General features: G+C 73.6%; 18 protein-coding genes. 10 read left to right on the top strand and 8 right to left on the bottom strand.

Annotated features, from left to right (window positions below; all coding sequences use genetic code 11):
* Positions 1–80 precede the first annotated feature (80 nt).
* The 6 genes from GTY84_RS30900 to GTY84_RS30925 all read right to left on the bottom strand — a co-directional run bounded on the left by GTY84_RS30900 (position 81) and on the right by GTY84_RS30925 (position 7467).
* On the bottom strand, positions 81–1106 hold the full coding sequence (locus tag GTY84_RS30900; protein WP_161229705.1) for an ABC transporter substrate-binding protein: 1026 nt from the start codon (positions 1104–1106) through the stop codon (positions 81–83).
* A gap of 78 nt (positions 1107–1184) precedes the next feature.
* On the bottom strand, positions 1185–2117 hold the full coding sequence (locus GTY84_RS30905; RefSeq protein ID WP_161229706.1) for an ABC transporter ATP-binding protein: 933 nt from the start codon (positions 2115–2117) through the stop codon (positions 1185–1187).
* 31 nt (positions 2118–2148) lie between these two features.
* Positions 2149–3231 (bottom strand): iron chelate uptake ABC transporter family permease subunit, encoded by a 1083-nt coding sequence (locus GTY84_RS30910; protein WP_345943582.1) that lies wholly within the window; start codon positions 3229–3231, stop codon positions 2149–2151.
* On the bottom strand, positions 3228–4289 hold the full coding sequence (locus tag GTY84_RS30915; protein ID WP_237532819.1) for an iron chelate uptake ABC transporter family permease subunit: 1062 nt from the start codon (positions 4287–4289) through the stop codon (positions 3228–3230). The genes GTY84_RS30910 and GTY84_RS30915 overlap by 4 nt, the downstream gene beginning before the upstream one ends.
* A gap of 144 nt (positions 4290–4433) precedes the next feature.
* A complete protein-coding gene (locus GTY84_RS30920; protein ID WP_161229707.1) occupies positions 4434–5138 on the bottom strand; it encodes a helix-turn-helix transcriptional regulator in 705 nt (234 codons plus the stop codon).
* 694 nt (positions 5139–5832) lie between these two features.
* A complete protein-coding gene (locus GTY84_RS30925; protein WP_237532828.1) occupies positions 5833–7467 on the bottom strand; it encodes a hypothetical protein in 1635 nt (544 codons plus the stop codon).
* Positions 7468–8586: 1119 nt separating this feature from the next.
* Here GTY84_RS30925 and GTY84_RS30930 point away from each other — a divergent pair.
* The 5 genes from GTY84_RS30930 (at position 8587) to ggt (ending at position 15127) form a co-directional block, all read left to right on the top strand.
* On the top strand, positions 8587–9987 hold the full coding sequence (locus tag GTY84_RS30930) for an alpha/beta fold hydrolase (protein WP_161229708.1): 1401 nt from the start codon (positions 8587–8589) through the stop codon (positions 9985–9987).
* A 335-nt stretch (positions 9988–10322) separates the two neighbouring features.
* Positions 10323–10958, top strand: a complete 636-nt coding sequence (locus tag GTY84_RS30935; RefSeq protein ID WP_161229709.1) for an MBL fold metallo-hydrolase — start codon at positions 10323–10325, stop codon at positions 10956–10958.
* A gap of 131 nt (positions 10959–11089) precedes the next feature.
* Positions 11090–11878: an exodeoxyribonuclease III gene (locus GTY84_RS30940; RefSeq protein WP_161229710.1), complete on the top strand. Its 789-nt coding sequence runs from the start codon at positions 11090–11092 to the stop codon at positions 11876–11878.
* A 56-nt stretch (positions 11879–11934) separates the two neighbouring features.
* Positions 11935–12342 (top strand): DUF6278 family protein, encoded by a 408-nt coding sequence (locus GTY84_RS30945; protein ID WP_161229711.1) that lies wholly within the window; start codon positions 11935–11937, stop codon positions 12340–12342.
* Positions 12343–13273: 931 nt separating this feature from the next.
* Positions 13274–15127 (top strand): gamma-glutamyltransferase, encoded by a 1854-nt coding sequence (ggt, locus tag GTY84_RS30950; protein ID WP_161229712.1) that lies wholly within the window; start codon positions 13274–13276, stop codon positions 15125–15127.
* Between the two features lie 459 nt (positions 15128–15586).
* On the opposite strand, the gene GTY84_RS30955 is transcribed toward ggt, so the two are convergent.
* A complete protein-coding gene (locus GTY84_RS30955; RefSeq protein WP_161229713.1) occupies positions 15587–18151 on the bottom strand; it encodes an ATP-dependent Clp protease ATP-binding subunit in 2565 nt (854 codons plus the stop codon).
* Between the two features lie 291 nt (positions 18152–18442).
* Positions 18443–19219: a type I methionyl aminopeptidase gene (map, locus tag GTY84_RS30960; RefSeq protein ID WP_161229714.1), complete on the bottom strand. Its 777-nt coding sequence runs from the start codon at positions 19217–19219 to the stop codon at positions 18443–18445.
* A 282-nt stretch (positions 19220–19501) separates the two neighbouring features.
* Between map and GTY84_RS30965 the strand changes: the two genes are divergently transcribed.
* From GTY84_RS30965 to GTY84_RS30985, 5 genes are all read left to right on the top strand, one after another.
* Positions 19502–19753 carry a helix-turn-helix transcriptional regulator gene (locus GTY84_RS30965; protein WP_161229715.1) on the top strand — a complete coding sequence of 84 codons (252 nt, stop codon included), beginning with the start codon at positions 19502–19504 and terminating at the stop codon, positions 19751–19753.
* A gap of 51 nt (positions 19754–19804) precedes the next feature.
* A complete protein-coding gene (locus tag GTY84_RS30970; RefSeq protein WP_345943583.1) occupies positions 19805–20824 on the top strand; it encodes a nitrilase-related carbon-nitrogen hydrolase in 1020 nt (339 codons plus the stop codon).
* Entirely contained in the window at positions 20821–22104 is a 1284-nt protein-coding gene (locus GTY84_RS30975; protein ID WP_161229717.1) for an aspartate aminotransferase family protein, read from the top strand. The genes GTY84_RS30970 and GTY84_RS30975 overlap by 4 nt, the downstream gene beginning before the upstream one ends.
* Before the next feature lie 298 nt (positions 22105–22402).
* Positions 22403–23806, top strand: a complete 1404-nt coding sequence (gene hydA, locus GTY84_RS30980; RefSeq protein ID WP_161229718.1) for a dihydropyrimidinase — start codon at positions 22403–22405, stop codon at positions 23804–23806.
* 11 nt (positions 23807–23817) lie between these two features.
* On the top strand, positions 23818–24834 hold the full coding sequence (locus GTY84_RS30985; protein WP_161229719.1) for a TIGR03842 family LLM class F420-dependent oxidoreductase: 1017 nt from the start codon (positions 23818–23820) through the stop codon (positions 24832–24834).
* Positions 24835–24847 lie beyond the last annotated feature (13 nt).

The raw sequence follows: 24847 nt of genomic DNA on the forward strand, positions 1-24847 counted from the left end.
CTCCTGGTTCGGGGGCGGTGTGCGCACCGCCCCTGCGGAACGGGCGCGCCCGGCGGTCGCCCGGGGCGCGCCCGGGGGCGTCAGAAGTCGTCGAAGTCCTCGACGGCGTCGGCGATGCCGTTCACGAAGCTCGTGTAGGTCAGCGCGAAGCCGAACCGCTCGGCGAGGTTGCCGTCGATCCAGTGGCCGTCGGCGACCGCGGGCACGCGCCGCAGCAGCGGATCCGGTTCGAGGTCCTTCTCCGCCTTGTAGACGAGGAGCACGTCCGCGTCGCCCAGGGCGCTCACGGCGTTCTCGTAGCTGAGCATGTGCCCCGAGCCCGACTGGTTGGGCGGGGCGCTGCTGATCTCCTCGTTCTCGAGGATCGTGAAGCCGAGCGCGGGGAGGACCACCTGGTAGACCGACTCGTCGGAGATGACGGTGAAGTTGTCGACGGGGGCGTGGATGACCGCCGCGCTCCTGCCCTCGGCGTAGTCGCCGATCCTCGCGCGCGCGTTCTTCACCGCCTTGTCGTACCCGGCGATCGCCCGCTCGGCGCGGTCGGTGCGGCCGAGCAGGGTGAGCTGGTCGGTCATCGCGACGAACGGGTCGTCGACGGTGGCCCCCTTGACGTCGAGGCCGTCGTTGACGGCGAGGACCGGGGCTATCTCGTCGAGCTTGAAGTTCTCGCCCTCGTAGTACTTCCACCAGCCGGCGCCGACCACGATGAGGTCCGGATCGTAGGAGGCGATCTCCTCCCGGTTGAGGTCGAACGCCGAGTTCTTGAGGTGGGCGGCGTCCTTGTCGACCAGGGGCGACAGCGGGCTGTCCTGGCCGTGGGCGGTGGCCACGATCGGGTATCCGGCGAGGAGCGCCATCTCCAGCCCGCTGCGGCTGTCGAGGACGACGACGCGCCGCGGGTCGGCGGGGAGCGTCGCCGTGTAGCCCTCGTAGGCGAAGTCGATGGTCCGGGCCGGGGCGTCGCCGCCGGCCGCCTTCGCGTCCGGTCCGGAGGAGCATCCGGAGAGCAGGCCGACGGCCAGGAGGGCGCAGAGCCAGGCGGGGGCGCCGCGGCGCGCGGCCGGCCGGAGGCCCGCGCGGGCCGGGGAGGGGAGTGCAGACGGCATGGGGTTCCTTGAGGATGCTCGAAGGGCCCGCGTGCGGGACCACGTGGTGCGTGAGGCGGGGGCGCCTCGTGTTCCACGCTAGGCAGGGGACGGGACGTGCGGGGGACGCCCCGCGTCGCGTTCGGGACTCCGGGCGGACGCGGTGGCGGCACCGCGGTCGCGCCCGAGCGGGACGACCGTGGGCGTCCCCGTCACCGGGTCCGGTACGACGCGGCAGGCGAGGCCGAAGACCTCGGCGACGAGTTCCTCGGTGACGACGGACTCCGGCGGCCCCTCGGCGGCGATCCGGCCGTCCTTCATCGCGATGAGGTGGGTGCCGTAGCGGGCGGCGTGGTTGAGGTCGTGCAGGACCGCGACGAGCGTGTTGCCGGCGAGGTGCAGATCGGTGAAGAGTTCCAGCAGCTCGATCTGGTGCGCGATGTCCAGGAACGTGGTCGGCTCGTCGAGGAGCAGCAGCGGAGTCTCCTGCGCGAGCACCATCGCCACCCACACGCGCTGGCGCTGGCCGCCGGACAGTTCGTCGACGAGCTGCGCCGACAGGTCGGTGACGCCGGTCGCGGCCATGCTCTTCAGCACGGCCTCCTCGTCCGCGTCCGTCCACTGCCGGATGAAGCCCTGGTGGGGGTAGCGACCGCGGGCGACGAGATCGGCGACGGTGATGCCGTCGGGGGCGAGCGAGGTCTGCGGAAGCAGGCCGAGGCGCCGCGCGACCTCCTTGGCCCGGTACGACGTGATGGCCCTGCCGTCGAGCAGGACGGCGCCCTCGCGCGGACGGATGAGCCGGGAGAGCGCGCGCAGGAGGGTGGACTTGCCGCAGGCGTTCGGTCCGACGATCACCGTGAAGGACCGGTCGGGGATGGTGACCGAGAGCCGCTCGGAGATCAGCTTCCGGTCGTAGCCGATGCTCGCCCGCTCGACGCGCAACTGCGGTGCCGGTGCTGCCGGTGCCGGTGCCGGTGCTGTGGTCGGGGGCGTGGTCGTGGTCGGGGCGCCGGGATCGGTGGATGTCATGCTCGTGCCTTCCGGGACGGGGGTGTGGTGGTCACGGGCGCTTCCTCGCCTCGTGCACGAGGAGCCAGATCAGGTACCCGCCGCCGATGACCACCGTGACCGTGCCCACCGGCAGCATCACCGGAAGGACGTGGAGGGCGACGTGGTCGGAGGCCGCGAGCAGCGCAGCCCCCATGAGGGCGGAGGTGGGCACCGGGACGCCCGGCGCGCGGGTGAGGCGGCGGGCGATCTGCGGCGCGGCGAGCGCCACGAAGGAGATCGGTCCGGCCGCGGCCGTGACGACCGCGACGAGTCCGACCGAGAGCAGCATCAGGGTGAGGCGGGCGGACTCGACGCGGACCCCCAGCGCCCGCGCGGCGTCGTCGCCGAGTTCGAGCTGCCGCAGCGGGCGGCACAGCACCAGCGTCACGGCGAGGAGGAGCACGACGAGGAGAGCGCCGGCCCCGGTCTGCTGCCAGGTGATGCCGTTCAGCGATCCGGCCCCCCAGACCGCGGCCACCAGCGCGGCGTCCAGGTCGGCGGTGAGCGTCAGCCAGGTGTTCAGCGAGCCCAGCGTCGCCGAGACCGCGATCCCCACGATGATGAGCCGGAACCCCCGCACCCCGCGGGTGAAGGCGAGGAGGTAGACGGCCGCCGCCGTCGCGACGCCTCCGATCAGCGCCCCGGCCGCGACGTCGAGGTAGGTGCCCCCGAGGACGATGATCACGACGAGCGCGCCCGTGTACGCGCCCGCAGAGAAGCCGAGGATGTCCGGACTGGCCAGTGGATTGCGGGTCAGGGACTGGAACACGGCGCCGCTGGCCCCGAGGGCGGCGCCGAAGGTGATCGCGGCGAGCGCGCGCGGCATCCGCCATTCGACGACGACGGTACGGGTGAAGTCGTCCGCACCGGAGAAGAGCGCGTGTCCGACCTGCGCCAGGCTGAGCGGGTACTCCCCGCTCACGAGCCCCAGCACCCCCAGGACCAGGCAGACGCCCACGAGGACGAGGCACACCACGCCGACGCGGACATCGAGGCGGAGCCGGACGCCCCGGACGTTCCGGTGCAGCATCCGGCGGCCGGGGTCCACCCTGGCAAAGGACGCCGCGGACGGGTCGGGGGACGAGGCGGTCACAGGCCGCTCACCTTCCTCCGGCGGACCAGCACGATCAGCACCGGAGCGCCCACCAGCGCGGTGACGATCCCGACGGGGATCTCCGCCGGGCGCATCACCATCCGGCCGGCGATGTCCGCCACGAGCAGCAGGATCGGGGCCAGGGCGAGCGTGTAGGCGAGGATCCAGCGCTGGTCGGGGCCGGCCATCCAGCGTGCGACGTGCGGCACCATCAGGCCGACGAAGCCGATCGGACCGGCGAGCGCGGTGGCGCCGCCGGCCAGCAGGGTCACGGCGACGACCACGAGCACGCGGGTGCGCAGGACGTTCGCGCCGAGCGCGGCGGCCATGTCCTCACCCAGCGCGATGGCGTTCAGGGGCCGCGCCGTGAGGAGGGCGATCACGAATCCCGCGGCCAGGAAGGGCAGTACCGGCCACACCAGGTCCAGGCTCCGCCCGACGACGGAGCCGGCCCCCCAGTTGCGCATGCTGTCGAAGGCCCGGGGATCGAGGAGTGTCAGGGCACTCGTGAGACCGCTGAGCACCGCCCCGAGGGCGACTCCCGCCAGGACGAGGCGCAGTGGATCCGCGCCGCCCCGGCCGGCGGCGCCGATGACGTAGACCGCGAGCGTCACGACCAGGGCGCCGGCGAACGCGAACCACACGTATCCGGAGATCGACGCGACCCCGAACACCCCGATGCCGACGGCGACGGCGAACGCGGCACCCGAGGCAACGCCCAGGATGCCCGGATCGGCCAGCGGGTTGCGCGTGAGCGCCTGGATCAGCCCGCCCGCGACACCGAGTGAGGAGCCCACCGCGATCGCGATCACGGTGCGGGGCACACGCAGATCGCGGACCACGAAGTGGTCCTCCGCACCGGTGGGGGAGAACACCGCCTGCCGGACCACGGAGAGGGGGATGTCGCGCGATCCGACGGCGACGCTGAGGACGGTCACCACCGCCAGTACGGCGAGGATGACGAGGAGCAGGAGGGTGCGGGAGGCGTTGCTCCCGGCGACCCCGTGCGGGGGCCGCGCGCCGGTCACCTCGACGGAGCGCGGCGGGACGGACATCATCGGTTGGACACTCCAGATCGGGCCGCGTCCGCGGGTGAGGGTGGTCGGCGGCGGCGTGCCCCGACGCTATGGCGGTCACGTCGAGGCGTGGGGACAGGACGTGTCTCGTTCAGGACAGCCCGGCGGCGGTTCCCGGCACGCCGCTCACGGCCGGCCCACCAGATCGCCGGGTGTGCAGCCGACCGTCTTGCGGAAGGCCGCGACGAACGCGCTCGTGGAGCTGTAACCGACGCGCCGCGCGACGACCTTGACGCTCGAACCGTCGGCGAGCTGGCCGAGGGCGGCCCGCATGCGGACGAGCCGTCGCCAGTGGGCGAAGCCCATCGCCACCTCGGCGGCGAAGGCCCGGGTCAGGGTGCGGGAGGTGATGTTCAGGACCACGGCCCACTGCTCCAGGGAACGGTCGTCGGCGGGATCCCGCAGCACCCTCTCGACGAGGGGCGCCAGCCGCGAGTCCCGGGGGAGCGGCACGTCCAGCCGGGCCGACTCGGTGACCTCCAGCATGTCCACGCACACCTGCTGCGCGCGGATGCGCTGCTCGGCGGTCATCCGCGCGTACTTGAGGTGCATGAGCAACTGCCGGACCGCGGGGATGACGCTGACGACGACGGGGCGGTCCCACGCCCTCCGCCAGGAGTCCGGCGCGAAGTACGTCGCGCGCACCTCGGTGTGATCGCGCGTCGAACCCTCGTGCTCCACGCCGGCGGGCACCCACAGACCGAACCCGGGCGTCACCGTCCACTGCCTGCCGTCGGCGTACATCGTCACGACGCCCCTGTCGGACCAGAGCAGTTCGTGCTCCGCGTGCCGGTGCGGCGGCCAGCTGACCGCCCGCTCCGGCTCGTACACGCTCGTCGTGAGGAGGAAGGGGCGGGGGACCCGCCGATCGGTCGCGGAATCGTTTCTTTCCGGAGCGGGCGGAAGTGAGAGCAGCGTCATGGGAACCTCGGCGGGCAAGGAGTTAGGTAAGGGTAACCTAACCTAATCCATTCGGTCCCACGATGCCCGGGTCCTCCCGGTCCGATATCGACGGGCCCCGCGCGGCCCCGGCCCCGGCGGGCACCGGACCGCGCCGGTCCCGGCGCGGCACTTCGCTCCCCTCGGGCCGTGCCTCCGGCACGGCGCTTCGCTTCCGGCGCGAGGCTGTGCTTCCGGAGTCCCGGCGGACGCGACCTCCGAGCCTCCGGGCGGTGGCACGCGGGCGGGACCGGCGCTCCACGCCGTTCCCGGTACGCACGCCGGCGGGACCGGTCCGCGTACCGGGAACGGTGGAGAAGACCGGAGGGGGAGGCGAGATCCTGTTCGCCGACCGGGTCGGCCCCCGCTGCGACCGGGTCACCGGCCGCACATGGGGAGGGGCGGGCAGGACATCCGAGGTGCGGCGCGGCGGGGCCCCGACGAGCTGGTCAACGCCTCAGGCGCAGCCCGCCCCCGGCAGCACCGGACCCGGGACCGGGCCGAACCCGCCGCCGGGATGGGGGCTTCACCCCGGAAGCACCTCCGGCGGGGCTGGAAAAAGGGCCTCGACGATCCTCACTCCTGCTCAGCAGTGCTTCTGCCAAGGCGCCCGGTATGAGCTGTCCAGTTCATACCTCCCTGGCCCCGGTACCTTGAGGCGCACCCACTCGCCGTCCCGTTCGATGCATCCCGCGCTGGAGCGCAGCCAAGGGGAGTAGGCGATACGCAGTCGCACGGTGCCTTGCTCCCGGGTGCGGACGGTCACACTGGCGTTGTCGCTGCCGACCACGGACGCACCGGCGCCGTCGGCCATGGGGCGGGCATCGGTGACCGCGTAGATCCGCCAGTGGGCGTCATGCCACACCGGCTTCAGCCAGTCGGGCTCGCTCCTCACGAGCTCGGCCTCGTCCTTCGCCGCGAAGTCGGGCTCGCCGCTCGGCAGAACGACATATCCCACCGCCCAGTCGTCGAGCCAGGAGCGGTACTTCGCGGGGGAGAAGCGCCCCTCGTAGAAGAGTGCGCCGCGTTCCAGGTCGACCTGACGGTTCCACCCCCGCGCGAGATTCACGTGAGGGCCCAGCACGGTGGTCTCCCGATGGTTGACCGCCGGCACGACCTCCACGCGGGTCCGGTCCGCACCCAGCCGGTTCAACGCCGCCAGCACACCGCGTGTTTCGGTCGCCCAGGTCGGCACCGGGGTCGACATGCTCGTCACACGCACGGTGTGGGACGTGACCCACTGCACGGAGAGCGCGAGTGCGACAGCGAGGGCCGCCTTCTGCAGCTTGCGCCCCTTGTCGGCGAGCAGCGCGGCGAGTAGTACCGGGCCGCCGAACAGTTCGGCGAGTCGGACGACATTGGCTCCCACGGGCGTGGGGATCAGCGCCGACAGGATGACGCCGAGTAAGTAGGTCGCGGCGCTGTAACGGAGCACTCGCCACTCACGGGGAGCGAACGCGGCGAGCAGCGCGCTGAAGAGGATCGGCTTCCACAGATCGCTCGTCGACATGGGCATTACGCCGTTGAAGGGGAAGAGCAGTGTCGTCAGACCCACCACGGCGGTGGGTGGAGCGCACAGGACCAGGGCTTTGCCGAAGTCCCGGTCCAGTAGCCGGCCCGCGCCGCACACGAGAAGGAACAGTCCTGCCACCGGACTTGCCATCGTTGCCAGGAGGCTGAACACACCAGCCGCGACGAGGCGTTTTTCCCCGCCCATCAGCATCAGGCACGAAACCAATGCGAGCGCGACGCCGAGCGCGAAAGTGGACCGGCCCGAGGCGACATTGCCCCAGAGGAACAGCACGGCCAGAAGCGTGGGCCACAGCGGATGGCGAACGCCGCTGCGCACGAAAATACGGCCCACCAGCCAGGAGGCGGCAATACCCGAGGCGACGGTGACGGTTCGTACGCCGACCAGTGCCATCAGTTGCGGGGCCAGAACGCTGTAGTTGCCCACATGGACGCCTCCGTACCAGCCGATGCTGTACGGCGATCCCGGATGTTCGGCGACGAATCGGGTCCAGGAGACCTGTGCGGCGAGATCCCCGCCCCCGGTGGCAAGAAAGGTGGCCCATAAAATGTACGCGGGGAGGGCGAGGACGGTGGCCGAGATGGGAACGCGATGCCGTACCCAAAGGGTGCGTAACCGATCCGGCCCGTCGGGAGGAGAGCTGATCTCGTGTGCCGACGACTTGGTCGTCGGCGAGACAGTGGATGTCACTGGTGATTCCGTTCGGTAATCTCCGAGAGATCGACGCCGCCTCACAGAATCGATCTCGGTTCACGATCTACCCCATGACCCGTTGGGTGAGAACGGGCCGTACAAGGGAAGTCGTCGTTCCCGGAGAACGCGCGGGACTTGTCCTTGTGGCCGGTGGCCTGCCGGAGCGTGACGCGTACGGCGGCCCGCGCACCACCCTGGGCAGCGGTCGCCGCAGGAGCGGCAGTGGAGAGGCCGGCCGGCGCACACGGCTGCGAGGCCGAGTGAAAGAGTGGGCTTGCGTGCTTCCTCTCGGGTTTTCGGTCAGAAGCGAGAACCGTGCCGCGGGAGAGGGCTTCATCCCTCCGCTTTCGGGCGGCTCGCCGGTCGATCTCCTGAATGCAAACATTTCATCCGCGTGAAGGTCAACTGTTCATTGCCGCGATGGTGACATATGGCTAGAATCGCCCGCAATTCCCATTGGTGTCCACCAGGGTCGGTGACCGATTTCATGCGGTTTGTGCACCCTGTTTGTGTAGCCATCTACATATTTTGCACGACTTATGGGCCGGGGCCGAAAGGCACGCGTGCCGGGGATGATTGTGGAGCGACTCTTCATATGGCGTGAATTGTATGGCTGAATGAAAAGATCCTATGCGCCTGTTGGTCCCGATCGTTCATGAGTCCTTGCCGGTTTGCCGGCGTGGCCTCTGCGTTTGTGTGGTGCGGTCCTTTCGGGGCTGCGGCGGGCCGAAAGTCCGGTTCTCGTGTCCGATGGGCGCCGGCTTCCACGACACCGGTGTGGTCGTACGGGTTGTCGGGACGGCCGGTGCGGCTTACGCGCTGGTGCGCGGTAGGCGGTGAGGCGCCGAGTCCCTGGCACTTCGGGACGGCACCGCATGCTTGCCGCAGGCGCGGAGCAGTCGGCAGCCGTGCTGATGGGGGGAGGGGCGCTCGACGGGGCCGGGTGAGAGCGCGGTCGGCGGGCCGTGCCGTGTCCGGGGCGCGCGTGCGCGCCGGAGGGCCGGGAGCCGGTCGACACGGCCGTCGGCGGTTCCCGACGAGTCGGGTCGCGGATGCGTCAGGCCGCCGGCTTCCCGGGCTGTGTGAGATTTCGTGAGACGTGAGAGGGTCTGGGGCGTGAGTGAGACACCGCCGAACCTGCAATACCGCTTCGACGGGCCGGAAGACGCCCCGGTCCTCATCCTCGGTCCCTCACTGGGTACCACATGGCACATGTGGGACCGGCAGGTCCCCGAACTGGCGCTCCAGTGGCGGGTCTTCCGGTACGACCTGCCCGGCCACGGCGGGGCCCCCGCCCACCCGGCGGGTTCCGTCGCCGACCTCGCCACGCGGCTGCTGGCCACCCTCGACGGGCTCGGCGTCCAGCGCTTCGGGTACGCCGGGTGCGCCCTCGGCGGCGCCGTCGGCATCGAACTGGCCCTGCGCCGCCCCGAGCGCGTGGCCTCCCTCGCGCTGATCGCGTCCTCCCCGCGCTTCGGCACCGCCGACGAGTTCCGGCAGCGCGGGGTCGTCGTCCGCACCAACGGACTCGACCCCATCGCCCGCAGCGCGCCCGAGCGGTGGTTCACCGGCGGATTCGCCGCCGCCCAGCCCGCGATCACCGAGTGGGCGGTGCAGATGGTGCGGACCACCGACCCCGGCTGCTACATCTCCGCCTGCGAGGCCCTCGCCGCCTTCGACGTGCGCGGCGAACTCGGCCGCGTCGGCGTCCCGGCCCTCGTCCTGGTCGGCTCCGACGACCAGGTCACCGGCCCCGCCGAGGCCCGCACCCTGGTGGCCGGCATCCCCGACGCCCGTCTCGCGGTCGTGCCCGGCGCCTCCCACCTGGTCCCCGTCGAGCAGCCCGCGGCCGTCACCGACCTCCTGGTGCGCCACTTCACCACCGCCTGGCAGGCCGTCCACGACACCGGGCAGACCGCCGTCCCCGTCCTCCAGGCCGCCGAGCCCACCGCCTCCACCGCTCCGGCCCAGCCCGCCCTGGAGGGCGTCTCGGCGCCCGCCCACCCCCGGGCCCCGGTGGCTGTTCCCGTCCCCGTCCCCTCACCGGCCGTCCACGCCCCGCCGCGCAACGCGCCCATCGCCGAGATCGCCCCGGCGGCCGTTCCCCCGCAGAGCGCGCCGGGGGCGCACGCCCGGCCCGATCCGTACGACGCCGGGCTGAAGGTGCGCCGCGAGGTGCTCGGAGACGCGCACGTCGACCAGGAGCTGTCGCGGACGGACGACTTCTCCGGGGACTTCCAGGAGTTCCTCACCCGCTGCGAATGGGGCGAGATCTGGGACCGCCCCGGACTCGACCGCCGCACCCGGAGCTGCGTCACCCTCACCGCCCTGGTCGCCGGCGGGCACCTGGAGGAGCTGGCCGCGCACACCCGGGCCGCCCTGCGCAACGGACTGACGCCCGCCGAGATCAAGGAGGTGCTGCTCCAGGCGGCCGTCTACTGCGGCCTGCCCGCGGCGAACAGCGCCTTCCGGGTGGCCCAGCGGGTCGTCCAGGAGGAGACCACCCCCGCCGAGTAGGGACCCGGACCCGAGGGGACCCCGATCTGAGCGGACCTCGACCCTGAGCGGACCCCGACCTGCGCGGGACCCGGACGCCCCGAGCGGGACCCGGACCCGGGGAGGACCCGGACACCGAGAGGGCCTCGGACCCGCGGGGGACCGGGGATCCCGAGCGGGCCCTCCCCGAGGCGGAATCAGGCCCCGTCAGGCGGCGTCCCGGGGCGCGCGTCACCGGCGGTCGCGCCCCCGCGCGGCACCCGCGTCCGCGGCGCATCCGTCCTCCGCCGGTCGCCCGGCGCGTGCCCAGCCCGGTCGTACGCGGTCGTGCGCGGGCGCGGCGGCAGGATGGACCCATGAAGCTCATCAAGAAGTCGCACGCCTGCGTCCGCCTGGAGAAGGACGGCCGGACCCTCGTCCTCGACCCGGGCGGGTTCAGCGAGCCGGACGCCGCCGTCGGCGCCGACGCCGTCCTCGTCACCCACGAGCACCCCGACCACTTCGACGAGCCCCGGCTGCGCGCCGCGCTGGAGCACAACCCGGCCGCCGGGATCTGGGCGCCGCGCCCCGTCGCGGAGCGGATCTCGGCGGCGTTCCCGGGCCGGGTCCGCACCGTCGGCCACGGTGACACCTTCACCGCCGCCGGCTTCGACATCGAGGTCCACGGCGAACTGCACGCCGTGATCCACCCCGACATCCCCCGCGTCGCCAACGTCGGCTTCCTCGTCGACGGCGGCACCGTCTTCCACCCCGGCGACGCCCTCACCGTCCCCGGCCGCCCCGTGGAGACCCTGATGCTCCCGGTCATGGCCCCCTGGAACAAGATCTCCGAGGTCATCGACTACGTGCGCGAGGTCCGCCCGCGCCGCGCCTACGACGTCCACGACGCCCTGCTCACCGATCTGGCCCGGCCGATCTACGACCGCCAGATCGGGCAGCTCGGCGGCACCGAGCACCTGCGGCTCGCCCCCGGCGGCTCGGTCCGGCTCTGAGGCGCCGCGCCCGGGACTGGCCGCGCCCGGGACCCGCCGGCGGCGGCCCCGGCGGCGGCCCCGGCGGCGGCCCCGGCGGCGGCGCCCCGGGCGGGACCGCGTTGTCGGTGCCGCCGGGTAGGTTGGGGGACATGCGCATCGCGACCTGGAACGTGAACTCGATCACCGCCCGCCTGCCGAGGCTCCTCGCCTGGCTGGAGAGCAGCGGCACCGATGTGCTGTGCCTCCAGGAGGCCAAGGTCGCCGAGGCGCAGTTCCCCGTCGACGCGCTGCGCGAGCTGGGGTACGAGGCCGCCGTGCACGCCACGGGCCGGTGGAACGGGGTGGCGGTCCTCTCCCGGGTCGGCCTCGCCGACGTGGTCAAGGGCCTGCCAGGCGACCCCGGGTACGAGGGCGTCCAGGAGCCCCGCGCGATCTCCGCGACCTGCGGCCCGGTCCGCGTCTGGTCGGTCTACGTGCCCAACGGCCGCGAGGTCGGCCACGCGCACTACGCCTACAAGCTCCAGTGGTTCGAGGCGCTGCGCGCCGCCGTCGCCGACGACGCGGCGGGCGACCGCCCGTTCGCGGTCCTGGGGGACTACAACGTGGCTCCGACCGACGACGACGTGTACGACCGCGCCGCCTTCGAGGGCTCCACCCATGTCACCCCCGCCGAGCGCGAGGCCCTCGCCTCCCTGCGCGGGACGGGACTCTCCGACGTCGTCCCGCGCCCGCTGAAGTACGACCACCCGTACACGTACTGGGACTACCGCCAGCTCTGCTTCCCCAAGAACCGCGGCATGCGCATCGACCTGGTGTACGGCAACGCGCCGTTCGCGAAGGCGGTCGGCGACTCCTACGTCGACCGCGAGGAGCGCAAGGGCAAGGGCGCCTCCGACCACGCGCCCGTCGTGGTCGACCTGGACGTCTCCGAGTCGTGATGTGCCGTCCGCGCGCCCGGTGGTGCGCGCGGCGGTACGAATGACAGTCTGGAGGTATGAACTTCCCATTCCTGGGCAAGCGGCGCGGGGCCCCTCGGGTCCATGACGCCGAGGGCATCGCCGGACTGCTCGCGGAGTGCGATCTGCTCCGCTCCCAGGCGTCCCGGGAGGGTGTGCGACTCGACGACTCCGTGGGCTCGTTGGAGCGGCTCGACCAGATACTCCCGCGCTGGCGCGGCGACCAGGAGGTCCTGACCTGGCTCGGCAACGACGCGGGCCTCTACGTGGGCACCGTGATCGTGCGCTCCGTGCCGGGCGCCCGCTGGCAGCTGAGGGCCGACGGCCAGCCGGTCGTCCGGCTCGCCTCCGGGCGGGAGTTCGACGTGGTCGCCTCGGGGCACGCCTGGGCGGAAGAGGGCGCTCCCGAACTCTCGCAGCTCTACGCGGAGGTCGCGGAGGCGTGAACCTCTGGCCCAACGAGCGCCTTAAATAGGGCTAATGCCCGAAAAGTGCGTGTCGCCCCCGGTCCCTGTCCCCTCCCGGATAGCGTGCAACCGTTCCCGGGCACCGGCGCACTGATGCTCCGACGCATCGCGCGACGGAGCGGGGCGCGGCCGCAGATCACTGCTCGCGGCGGAGCCGACCCGCACCACGGGCCGCCCGCCGCCGGGGAGAAGGTCAGCCGCGCACGGAACGGGTGGGAGGGGAGGAGCGACGGAACGCGACCGGCCCGGTGGGAGCCGCGGGGAGCCTGCGCGGAGGCCGGACCGGACGGTCGCGGCCCGGGTCACGTCCCCCGGTCCGACCGGGCCGGCCGCGTCCGGCCGCACGCCGGGGGAGCGGCCCCCTCGGCGGCGGAACGGGGAGGCGATGCCGTGCCCGCCCGGACGGATCGGCTCCCTACGGGACGAGGGGCGCGCGGCGGCCCGATGGATGACCGCGCGCGGGCCGCCGCACGGGAACACGGCCCGCGGGCCGCGCCGCTCACCCGCGGTGGGACGGGGAGGTCCGCCGCGTGATCTCCGGTCCCCTTCGAGGGTGTGCGCCGTTCGTCCGGAAGGCGCCCCCCGTCGGGGCCGCGTTCCGGAGCGCCGTCCGCATCCGGCAGCATCGCCGTCCCGTGCCCGACCCGGGGCCCGTCGCGCTCCGTCCGCCGGCGCTGTCCGTCTCGTCCGTGCGCGTCGGCGGTTCCGGTCCGCCCGCACCATCCGTCCGGGCGGCCCCGTCCGCCCCGTCCCGTCCCCCGCGCGGCGGTCGTCGCGCGCCGCGATCCCGTGTGTACCTGACGCGGTCATGTCGATGAATTAAGCTGCCCAGCGCTCTTCCCGCACGTCCCGGCCGGACGGTCCCGGTTCGACGGTGCCGACCCGCCGGTCATCGACTCCGGAGGTATGGATGCGTCGCCCTGTTTTACGGAACGTCACACTCCTGGCGGCCGCGGCCGTCGTGGCCTCGGTGGGCGCGGCGGCGCCGCCCACGGCAGCGCGTACCGGGCCCGCCCCGATCCCCGCCCCCGCTCCGGCGCCCGCCCCCGCCAGGGCGGCCACCCCCGCGAAGACCCCCGTCGCCGTAGGCCACGGCGGGGCCGTGGCCAGCGTGGACGCGGACGCCTCGGCGGCCGGGATCGAGGTGCTCAGGAACGGCGGCAACGCCGTCGACGCCGCCGTCGCCACGGCCGCCGCGCTCGGCGTGACCGAGCCCTACTCCTCCGGCATCGGCGGGGGCGGCTACTTCGTCCACTACGACGCCCGGACCCGCACCGTGCGGACCATCGACGGCCGCGAGACCGCCCCGCTCAGCGCCGATGCCTCCCTGTTCACCGAGAACGGCGCCCCGCTGCCCTTCGACACCGCCGTCACCAGCGGCCTCGCGGTCGGCACCCCCGGGACGCCCGCCACCTGGCAGGCCGCCCTCGACCGGTGGGGCACCCGCTCCCTCGCCTCCGTGCTGAAGCCCGCCGAGCGCCTCGCCCAGCGGGGCTTCACCGTCGACGAGACCTTCCGCTCCCAGACCGCCGCCAACGAGGAGCGGTTCCGCCACTTCCCCGACACCGCGCGGCTGTTCCTGCCGAAGGGCGCACCGCCGGCCGTCGGTTCCACCTTCCGCAACCCCGACCTCGCCCGCACCTACCGGCAACTGGGCCGCGAGGGCGTCGACGCCGTCTACCGGGGCGCCATCGGCAAGGACATCGTCGCCACCGTCAACAAGCCCCCCACCGACCCGCGTTCGGGCTGGACGGCCCGCCCCGGGGATCTGTCCGCCAAGGACCTGAAGGCGTACCGGGCCAAGGTCCAGGCACCCACCCGCACTTCGTACCGGGGCCTGGGCATCTACTCCATCGCCCCTTCCTCCTCCGGCGGCACGACCGTCGGCGAGGCCCTCAACATCCTGGAGCGCACCGACCTCGCCCGGGCCGGTGAGACCCGCTACCTGCACCGCTTCATCGAGGCCAGTCGCGTCGCCTTCGCCGACCGGGGCCGCTGGGTCGGCGACCCGGGCTTCGAGGACGTACCGGTGCGGGAACTGCTGTCGCAGCGCTACGCCGACTCCCGGGGCTGCCTGATCAAGGACGACGCGGTGCTCACCAGCCCGCTCGCCCCGGGCGACCCCCGGCACCCCGCCCCCTGCGCGCGCGGCGGCGCGGCGGCCCCGACGACGTACGAGGGGGAGAACACCACCCACCTCACCGTCGCCGACAGGTGGGGCAACGTCGTCTCCTACACGCTCACCATCGAGCAGACGGGCGGCAGCGGCATCACCGTGCCCGGCCGGGGCTTCCTGCTCAACAACGAGCTGACGGACTTCTCCTTCGCCCCCGCCAGCCCCGCCGTCCACGACCCGAACCTTCCCGGCCCCGGCAAGCGCCCGCGCTCCTCCCTGGCGCCGACCATCGTGCTCAACGCCGACGACAGGCCCGTCCTGGCCGTGGGTTCACCCGGCGGCGCCACCATCATCACCACCGTGCTGCAGACGCTCACCGGTGTCCTCGACCGGGGGCTGCCGCTCGTCGACGCCATCGCCGCGCCCCGGGCCAGCCAGCGCAACGCCGCCCGGACCGAACTTGAACCCGGCCTCTACGACAGCGCGGTGAGGGGACGCCTGGAGGCCATCGGCCACTCCTTCAAGCTCAACCCGGAGATCGGCGCGGCGACCGGCGTGCAGCGCCTCCCCGACGGCCGGTGGCTCGCCGCGGCCGAGAAGGTGCGGCGCGGAGGCGGCTCGGCCATGGTGGTCCGGCCCCAGCGCTGAGGCCCGCGTCCTCCGTCTCCCGTCGCGGGGCGCCCCGTCACGGCACGCGCGTCCGCGCCCGCGCCGTGACGGGGCCGGTCCGAGGCCGGTCGGGACCCCCGGGTCGGATGTCGGACCCCCGTGTCGGTCCTCCGGCTCGGGCCCGCGCGTCGGGACGCGCCGTGGCTCGGCCCAGAGGTCCTGGTTGACGAAACGACTGTTCCCGCCACGAGTCCGGCAGGAGCAGGAGCAGGAGCAGGAGCAGGAGCAGGAGCAGGAGCAGGAGCAGGAGCAGGAGCAGGAGCAGGCCGCTCCACGGGAGGCGGCATGCGGCGAGAACCCCGGCCCGCGGCCCGTGGCGACGGCCGCCGTCCCGCGCGGAGCCCCCACGTCCCCGGCGCCGTGCCCCCCTTCCCCTGCGGCTCCGCTCCGGCGGAACACGCCGGGCCGGAACACCCCGAGGCGCCCGGGATGCCGTGCTCAGCTGTCCTCGGTCCCGGCGGCGCCGGAGGACGACGTGTCCGCGGGCGCGCGCGGCGGCGTGCGGAACGCCAGGCGTCCGTCCTCGACCTCGACCGTGACCCGGCCGCCCTCCCGGACCCGGCCGTCCAGCAGCAGCCGGGAGAGCTGGTTGTCCACCTCGCGCTGGATGGTGCGGCGCAGCGGCCGGGCCCCGTACTCGGGCTGGTAGCCGCGCTCGGCCAGCCAGTCCACGGCGGCGTCGGTGAAGTCCACGGTGACGTCCTGGGCACGGGCCATCCGCCGGGTCTGGTCCAGCAGCAGGCTGGTGATCCGGCGCAGTTGCTCACCGCTGAGCTGGCGGAAGACGACGATCTCGTCGATGCGGTTGAGGAACTCCGGCCGGAAGTGGTCGCGCAGCGGGCGCAGCACCTGCTCCCGGCGCGCCTCCTCGTCGGCGTCGGAGCCACCGGCGCCGAAGCCGATGCCGGCGCCCCGCCGGGTGATCGCCTCGGAGCCGAGGTTGCTGGTCATCACCACGACGGTGTTGGTGAAGTCGACCGTCCGGCCCTGGGAGTCGGTCAGCCGCCCGTCGTCCAGGACCTGGAGCAGGATGTTGAAGACGTCCGGGTGCGCCTTCTCCACCTCGTCGAGCAGCAGCAGCGAGTACGGGTGGCGGCGCACCACCTCGGTGAGCTGCCCGGCCTCCTCGTGCCCGACGTACCCGGGCGGCGCGCCGACCAGCCGGCTGACCGTGTGGCGTTCCTGGTACTCGCTCATGTCGAGGCGGACCATCCGGTCCTCGCTGCCGAACAGGGCCTCGGCCAGCGCGCGGGCCAGCTCGGTCTTGCCGACGCCGGTCGGGCCGAGGAACAGGAAGCTGCCGATGGGCCGTTCGGGGCTGGAGAGCCCGGCCCGGGAGCGCAGCACCGCGTCGGAGACGACGCGTACCGCCTCCTCCTGGCCGACCACCCGTTCGTGCAGATGGGACTCCAGGCCGAGCAGCCGGTCCTTCTCCTCCTGGGTGAGGCTGCTGACGGGGATGCCGGTCTGCCGGGACACCACCTCCGCGATGGCCTCCGTGCCCACCACGAGGCCGAGCCCCTCGTCGGCCTCCCCGTGGCCGCCCGCCTCGGCGATGCGCTGTTTCAGCTCGCCGATCCGGTCGCGCAGCCGGGTGGCCTCCTCGTACTTCTCGTCGGCCACCGCCTGGTCCTTGTCCCGGGCGAGCTGGTCCGCCTCGCGCTCCATGGCGCGCACATCGGTGCCCTTGGTGCGGGACCGGAGCCGTACCCGGGCGCCCGCCTGGTCGATCAGGTCGATGGCCTTGTCGGGGAGCCGCCGGTCGGTGAGGTAGCGGTCGGACATCTCCACGGCCGCGACCAGCGCCTCGTCGGTGTAGCGGACCTGGTGGTGGGCCTCGTAGCGGTCGCGCAGCCCGCGCAGGATCTCGATGGCGTCGGCCGTGCCGGGTTCCGGCACGAGGATCGGCTGGAAGCGCCGGGCGAGCGCGGCGTCCTTCTCGATCCTGCGGTACTCCTCCAGCGTGGTCGCGCCCACGATGTGCAGCTCACCCCGGGCGAGAGCGGGCTTGAGGATGTTCCCGGCGTCCATGGAGCCACCCTCGCCGCCGCCCCCGGCGCCGACGACGGTGTGCAACTCGTCGATGAAGATGATCAGTTGGTCCGAGTGGGCGCGGATCTCACCCACGATGGTGGTGAGCCGCTCCTCGAAGTCGCCCCGGTAGCGGGTGCCGGCCACGACCGAGGCCAGGTCGAGCGCGACCACCCGCCGCCCGGTCAGCACGTCGGGCACGTCGCCGTCGGTGATGCGCTGGGCGAGCCCCTCCACGACGGCGGTCTTGCCGACACCGGCGTCACCGATCAGGACGGGGTTGTTCTTGCCGCGCCGGGAGAGCACCTCGACGGTCTGCTCGATCTCGTCCTCGCGGCCGATCACCGGGTCGATGCGCCCCTGGGTCGCGAGGTCGGTGAGGTCGCGGCCGTACTTGTCGAGCGTCGGCGTGTTCGTCGTCCGGGTCCCCTCCGCCGTCCGCGGGCCCGCGGTGTCCGGTGTCTCCGGGGGCAGCCCGATGGGCGCGAACCGGGCGGCGTTCAGGATGTGCCCGGCGGCCGAGTCGGGGTTGGCGGCCAGGGCGCTCAGCACGTGCTCGGGGCCGATGTGGCCGGTGCCGGAGGCGCGGGCCAGCTCGTGCGCGTCCAGCAGGGCGCGCTTGACGGCCGGGGTCAGCGAGAGGGAGGTCGGCGGCGGCACCTCGCCCGGCGGGTGCGTCACCGGGCCGGTGCGCTCGTCGATCTGCGAGGCCAGCGAGTCGGGGTCGGCCCCGGCACGGCTGAGCAGGCCCCGGGTCGGCTCCGTGGAGAGCGCGGCCCGCAGCAGGTGCTCGGTGTCCAGGTCGCGGCTGCCGTGCTCGGCGGCGTACTGGGCGGCGCCGCGCACCAGCTCCCGGGCCGGCTGGCTGAGCAGCCGGCCGATGTCGATCTGCCGCGGGCGCGGACCGCCGAAGAAACGTGCCAGGAACTCCGCGAACGGGTCGCCCTCCGGTCCCATGTAGCCGCTGGTCATCGTGTACGGACCTCCGCTGCATCGCTGATCGACGTGCCGGGACCGGGTAACCCGGCCGGGGGGCGGTCATGCCCAACATGACACGTTCCGCTCCGCCGGGCATGTCCGGCCGGGGCCGGGGCGGCGACGACGCGGTGCCGGTGCGGAACGGGTGGGCGGACGCCCGGCGATGGCGGGCGGGGGCGCGGCGCCGCGGGGCGGGGGCGCGGGCCGGGCCGGTGGCGGCGGCGCGGGCCGGGCGGCCGGTGGCGGTGACGGCGGCGGTGGGGGAGGGGCGGGGCGCGGACCGGGTCAGAGGCCGTCCCGCGCCGTGAGCACGCGCGGTCCGCGGTCCGTGATGGCCACCGTGTGCTCCGCGTGGGCGGCCCGGGAGCCGTCGTTGGTGCGCAGCGTCCAGCCGTCGGGGGCGGCGTGGTAGTCGTCCCGGCCGCCGCCGGTCACCATGGGCTCGATGGCGAGGACCATCCCGTGCCGCAGCCGCATCCCGCGCCCCGCCCGTCCCTCGTTGGGCACCCCGGGGTCCTCGTGCATCCGCCGTCCGATGCCGTGGCCGCCGAAGCCGTCCGGGATGCCGTACCCCGCCGCGCGGCACACCGCGCCGATGGCGTGCGCGATGTCGCCGATGCGGTTGCCGACGACGGCCGCGCCGATACCGGCGTCCAGGGCCCGCCCGGCGGCGGCGATCAGCGCCGTGTCGGCGGGGCGCGGCGTGCCCACGGTGAAGCTCACCGCCGAGTCCCCGGCCCAGCCGTCCAGGGTCGCCCCGCAGTCGACGGAGACGAGGTCGCCGTCGCGCAGCCGGTAGCCGTCCGGGATGCCGTGCACGATCGCGTCGTTGACCGAGGCGCAGATCACCGCGGGAAAGGGGGCCGGCGCGAAGGAGGGCCGGTAGCCGAGGAACGGCGAGCCGGCGCCCGCCTCCCGCAGCACCTCCCGGGCCACGGCGTCCAGCTCCAGCAGGCTCACGCCCACGTCCGCGGCCCGCCGTACGGCGGTCAGGGCGCGCGCGACGACCTGTCCGGCGGCGTGCATGGCATCGATCGATGTGTCCGTCTTCAGTTCCACCATGCCAATTACTATACCGGTATTCTAATTGGGTCCAGCCGTCCGGAGCCCGCCCCGCCGAAACCGCCCCCGTCGGCCCGCCCCTGCCGGGCCCGTCGCACCGGACCCGTCGCGCGGTCCTGCCCCTGGGCCCGCCGTCCGGCCCGGAGGTCGCGCCGTCCGCTGTCCGCCCCCGTCCCCGCGCCGTCCGCCGGGCGCCCCTCCCCGTCCACGCCCGCGGGGCCCCACTCCCGCCGTGACCCGCGTCATGGCCCGTTCCGGGCGACCGGTATTAGAATGGGGCGCATGGTGCGCACCCCCCTGACCCCCGAAGAGCGCGAGCGCGGCGAGCGCCTGGGGCGGCTGCTGCGCGCGGCACGCGGTGACCGCAGCATGGCGGAGGTCGCGGCGCGGGCCGGCGTCTCCGCCGAGACCCTGCGCAAGATCGAGACCGGGCGCGCCCCCACCCCGGCCTTCTTCACGGTGGTCGCCCTGGCCGCCGCCCTCGGCCTGTCCCTGGACGAGCTGTCCGGGCAGTGCGTGCCCGCCGCCGCCTGACCCGTTCCCGCTCCCCGCGCCCCCCTTCACCCGCCCCCTCCGCGCCCCGTGGTGCGCTCCGGCGGTCGCGCTCGCCCACCGGAGTGCCAAAGGCGTCCGACACTCCGGCCGGACCGCGATGGCCTTGGCAAGTCCGCCCGGGAGGCTTACGTTCGTCCCCCTACGGCCCCATTCGCGGGGTGGAGGCTCTCTGACGTCGTGTCGCACGCCGGGTCGAAGGAGCAGCTCATGGCCAATGTCGTACGTGCCGCCCTGGTCCAGGCGACCTGGACCGGCGACACCGGCTCCATGGTGGCCAAGCACGAGGAGCACGCGCGCGAGGCGGCCCGCCGGGGCGCCCGGGTCATCGGCTTCCAGGAGGTCTTCAACGCCCCCTACTTCTGCCAGGTCCAGGACCCCGCGCACTACCGCTGGGCCGAACCGGTGCCCGGCGGACCCACCATCGGCCGGATGCGCGACCTCGCCCGGGAGACCGGCATGGTGGTCGTCGCCCCGGTCTTCGAGGCCGAGGCGCCCGGCTTCTTCTACAACACCGCGGCCGTCATCGACGCCGACGGCACCGTCCTGGGCACCTACCGCAAGCACCACATCCCCCAGCTGGAGGGCTTCTGGGAGAAGTACTACTTCCGCCCCGGCAACCTCGGCTGGCCCGTCTTCGACACCGCCGCCGGCCGGATCGGCGTCTACATCTGCTACGACCGCCACTTCCCCGAGGGCTGGCGGGCCCTCGGTCTCGCCGGGGCCCAGCTCGTCTACAACCCCTCGGCCACCCACCGGGGCCTCTCCGCGCACCTCTGGCGCCTGGAGCAGCCCGCCGCGGCCGTCGCCAACGAGTACTTCGTCGCGGCCATCAACCGCGTCGGCCGCGAGGAGTACGGCGACAACGACTTCTACGGCTCCTCGTACTTCGTCGACCCGCGCGGCCGCCTCGTCGGCGCCGCCGCGAGCGACGTGGAGGAGGAACTCCTCGTCCGCGACCTGGACTTCGGCCTGATCGACGAGGTCCGCCGGGAGTGGGCCTTCTACCGCGACCGCCGCCCCGACGCCTACGAAGGACTGGTGCGCCCATGACCGGTGACCTGTTCGCCCGGCACCGCGCCGTGCTGCCGGAATGGCTCGCCCTCTACTACGGCGAGCCCCTGGAGATCACCCACGGCGAGGGACGGCACGTCTGGGACTCCGCGGGCAACAAGTACCTCGACTTCTTCGGCGGCATCCTCACCACCATGACCGCCCACGCCCTGCCCGAGGTCACCAAGGCGGTCAGCGAGCAGGCCGGGCGCATCGTGCACTCCTCCACGCTCTACCTGAACCGGCCGATGGTCGAACTCGCCGAGCGCATCGCCCAGTTGTCGGCCATCCCCGACGCCCGGGTCTTCTTCACCACCTCCGGCACCGAGGCCAACGACACGGCCCTGCTGCTCGCCACCGCCCACCGGCGCGGCAACACCGTCCTGGCCATGCGCAACAGCTACCACGGCCGCTCCTTCGCCTCCGTCGGCGTCACCGGCAACCGCGGCTGGTCCCCGACCTCCCTCTCCCCGCTCCAGACCCTCTACGTGCACGGCGGCGTCCGCACCCGCGGCCCCTACGCCCACCTGGACGACCGGGAGTTCATCGACGCCTGCGTCGCGGACCTCACCGACCTGCTCGGCCACACCCGCGACCCCGTCGCGCTGATCGCGGAACCCGTCCAGGGCGTCGGCGGCTTCACCTCCCCGCCCGACGGCCTGTACGCCGCCTTCCGCGCGGTGCTGCGCGAGCGGGGCGTCCTGTGGATCGCGGACGAGGTGCAGACCGGCTGGGGCCGCACCGGCGACCACTTCTGGGGCTGGCAGGCGCACGCCCGCAACGGCCCGCCGGACATCGTGACCTTCGCCAAGGGACTCGGCAACGGCATGTCCGTCGGCGGGGTCATCGCCCGCGCCGAGATCATGAACTGCCTGGACGCCAACAGCATCTCCACCTTCGGCGGCACCCAGATCACCATGGCCGCCGGACTCGCCAACCTGACCCATCTCCTGGAGAACGACCTCCAGGGCAACGCCCGGCGGGTCGGCGGGCTCCTCGTCGAGCGGCTCCGCTCCGCGGCCGCCGGGGTGCCGCACGTGCGGGAGGTGCGCGGACGGGGGCTGATGATCGGCGTCGAGCTGACCCGGCCGGGCACCGACGAGGCCGACCCCGAAGCCGCCTCCGCCGTCCAGGAGGAGGCCCGCATGGGCGGGCTGCTCATCGGCAGGGGCGGCGGCCACGACACCAGCGTCCTGCGCATCGCCCCGCCCCTGTCGCTCACCGTCGCGGAGGCCGAGGAGGGCGCCGCCGTCCTCGAACGCGCCCTGCGCGGCCTGTGACACCCCGCGGCCCGGCCCGCCCCGCCCGTCGGCCGGCCGGCGCCCCACCGTCCGCCGGCCGGCCGGGCGCGGCGCCCCGCCGTCCGCCCCTTTCCGCCGGCTCCCCGGCGGGGGAGGACCGCTGCCGCCGACCGGACCCGGTCCCCGGCGGCGGCCGTCCGCCGCCCGCGCTGCTCCGGCACCCACCGCCCGCACACCGCCCGCCCGACGGCCGCCCCGGCGTGACGCCACCGCCAAGTGCCATGCCCCGGAGGCACGTTCACACCCCGGCGGGACGCCCGCCACAGAAGGGAAGCGCATGAGCGGCCGTACCGTCGTCCGCGGCGGACTCGTCGTCACCGCGGCCGAGGAGACGCACGCCGACGTGCTCGTCGAGGACGGCCGGATCGCCGCCCTCGCCGCCTCCGGCACCGCCGCCGCCGAGGCGTTCACCGCCGAGCGGACCATCGACGCCACCGGCAGATACGTCCTCCCCGGCGGCGTCGACGGCCACACCCACATGGAGATGCCCTTCGGCGGCACCCGCTCCGCCGACACCTTCGAAACCGGCACCCGGGCCGCCGCCTGGGGCGGCACCACCACCGTCGTCGACTTCGCCGTCCAGAGCGTCGGCCGGAGCCTGCGCGAGGGGCTGGACGCCTGGCACGCCAAGGCCGAGGGCAAGTGCGCGATCGACTACGGCTTCCACATGATCGTCTCCGACGTCCGCCCGGGCACGCTCCGGGAGATGGACCGGCTCGTGGAGGAGGGCGTCACCTCCTTCAAGCAGTTCATGGCGTATCCGGGTGTCCTCTACTCGGACGACGGGCAGATCCTGCGCGCCATGCAGCGGGCCGCCGGCAACGGCGGGCTGATCATGATGCACGCCGAGAACGGCATCGCCATCGACGTCCTCGCCGAACAGGCCCTGGCCCGGGGCGAGACCGCGCCCCGGCACCACGGGGAGGTCCGCAAGGCCCTGCTGGAGGCGGAGGCCACCCACCGGGCGATCCAGCTGGCGCGGGTCGCGGGCGCGCCGCTGTACGTCGTCCACGTGTCGGCGCGGGAGGCGGTGGCCGAGCTGGTGGCGGCGCGGGACCTGGGGCTGCCGGTCTTCGGCGAGACCTGCCCGCAGTACCTGTTCCTGTCCACGGACGACCTGGCGCGGCCGGACTTCGAGGGCGCCAAGTACGTGTGCAGCACGCCGCTGCGGCCGAGGGAGCACCAGGCGGCGCTCTGGCGCGGGCTGCGGACGAACGACCTCCAGGTGGTGTCGACGGACCACTGCCCGTTCTGCTTCGCCGGGCAGAAGGAGCTGGGCCGCGGCGACTTCACGAGGATCCCCAACGGCCTTCCGGGGGTGGAGAACCGCATGGACCTCCTGCACCAGGCCGTCGTCGAGGGGCACCTCTCGCGCCGCCGCTGGATCGAGATCGCCTGCGCGACCCCGGCCCGCATGTTCGGCCTCTACCCGAGGAAGGGCACCATCGCCCCGGGTTCCGACGCCGACCTCGTCGTCTACGACCCGCACACCACCCAGGTGCTGTCCGCCGCGACCCACCACATGGACGTGGACTACTCGGCGTACGAGGGCAGGACGGTCACCGGGCAGGTCGAGACGGTCCTCTCGCGGGGCGAGCCGGTCGTCGAACGGCGCGAGTACGTCGGCCGCGCCGGACACGGAGTCTTCCTCCCCCGGTCCACCTGCCAGTATCTGAACTAGGAGCCCACGCCTTGGACTTCGGACTCGTTCTCCAGACCGACCCGCCCGCCTCCCGTGTCGTCGAGCTGATGCGGCGGGCCGAGCGCAACGGGTTCCGCCACGGCTGGACCTTCGACTCCGCCGTGCTCTGGCAGGAGCCGTTCGTCATCCACAGCCGGATCCTCGCCGAAACGGACGGGCTGACGGTCGGCCCCATGGTCACCAACCCGGGGACGAGGACGTGGGAGGTGACGGCCTCCACCTTCGCCACCCTCAACGACATGTTCGGCAACCGGACCGTCTGCGGGATCGGCCGGGGGGACTCCGCGATGCGCGTGGTCGGCCGCAGGCCCATCACCCTGGCCCGGCTGGGCGAGGCCATCGATGTCATCCGCGACCTCGCCGAGGGCCGGGAGGCCGTGGTCGACGGCAGCCCGGTCCGCCTCCCGTGGGTGCGGGACGGGAAGCTGCCGGTGTGGATGGCGGCGTACGGCCCGAAGGCGCTCGCCCTGGCCGGGCGGAAGGCCGACGGCCTCATCCTCCAGCTCGCCGACCCGTTCCTGACGGAGTGGATGGTGAGCGCGGTGCGGCGGGCGGCCCGGGACGCCGGGCGCGACCCCGACACCCTCACGGTCTGCGTCGCCGCCCCCGCGTACGTGACGGACGACGACTCCCCGGAGTCCCTCGCGCACGCCCGCGAGCAGTGCCGCTGGTTCGGCGGCATGGTCGGCAACCACGTGGCCGATCTCGTCGCCCGGTACGGCGAGCACTCCGGCGTGGTCCCCGAGGAGCTGACGGAGTACATCGAGGACCGGCGCGGCTACGACTACTCCCACCACGGCCGTGCCGGCAACCCCGACACCGCCTTCGTCCCCGACGGGATCGTCGACCGCTTCTGCCTCCTCGGCCCGGCCGGGGCCCACGTCGACAAGCTCCGGCACCTGGCGGCCCTGGGCGTCGACCAGTTCGCCGTCTACGCCATGCACGACGCGCGGGAGCGGGTCATCGACGCCTACGGCACGACCGTGATCCCGGCCCTCGGCGGGTGAGCCGCGGCCGGGC

Origin of the sequence: Streptomyces sp. SID8352 (assembly GCF_009862265.1) — a bacterium.
Taxonomy (GTDB): Bacteria; Actinomycetota; Actinomycetes; order Streptomycetales; family Streptomycetaceae; genus Streptomyces.

What these genes read in the sequence shown, in the direction of transcription:
- GTY84_RS30935 (WP_161229709.1), top strand. Translation starts at nt 10,323, where the DNA reads ATGAAGCTCATCAAGAAGTCGCACGCCTGCGTCCGCCTGGAGAAGGAC.
- ggt (WP_161229712.1), top strand. Translation starts at nt 13,274, where the DNA reads ATGCGTCGCCCTGTTTTACGGAACGTCACACTCCTGGCGGCCGCGGCC.
- GTY84_RS30975 (WP_161229717.1), top strand. Translation starts at nt 20,821, where the DNA reads ATGACCGGTGACCTGTTCGCCCGGCACCGCGCCGTGCTGCCGGAATGG.
- GTY84_RS30955 (WP_161229713.1), bottom strand. Translation starts at nt 18,151, where the DNA reads ATGACCAGCGGCTACATGGGACCGGAGGGCGACCCGTTCGCGGAGTTC.
- map (WP_161229714.1), bottom strand. Translation starts at nt 19,219, where the DNA reads ATGGTGGAACTGAAGACGGACACATCGATCGATGCCATGCACGCCGCC.
- GTY84_RS30945 (WP_161229711.1), top strand. Translation starts at nt 11,935, where the DNA reads ATGAACTTCCCATTCCTGGGCAAGCGGCGCGGGGCCCCTCGGGTCCAT.
- GTY84_RS30900 (WP_161229705.1), bottom strand. Translation starts at nt 1,106, where the DNA reads ATGCCGTCTGCACTCCCCTCCCCGGCCCGCGCGGGCCTCCGGCCGGCC.
- GTY84_RS30915 (WP_237532819.1), bottom strand. Translation starts at nt 4,289, where the DNA reads ATGATGTCCGTCCCGCCGCGCTCCGTCGAGGTGACCGGCGCGCGGCCC.
- GTY84_RS30905 (WP_161229706.1), bottom strand. Translation starts at nt 2,117, where the DNA reads ATGACATCCACCGATCCCGGCGCCCCGACCACGACCACGCCCCCGACC.
- hydA (WP_161229718.1), top strand. Translation starts at nt 22,403, where the DNA reads ATGAGCGGCCGTACCGTCGTCCGCGGCGGACTCGTCGTCACCGCGGCC.
- GTY84_RS30965 (WP_161229715.1), top strand. Translation starts at nt 19,502, where the DNA reads ATGGTGCGCACCCCCCTGACCCCCGAAGAGCGCGAGCGCGGCGAGCGC.
- GTY84_RS30940 (WP_161229710.1), top strand. Translation starts at nt 11,090, where the DNA reads ATGCGCATCGCGACCTGGAACGTGAACTCGATCACCGCCCGCCTGCCG.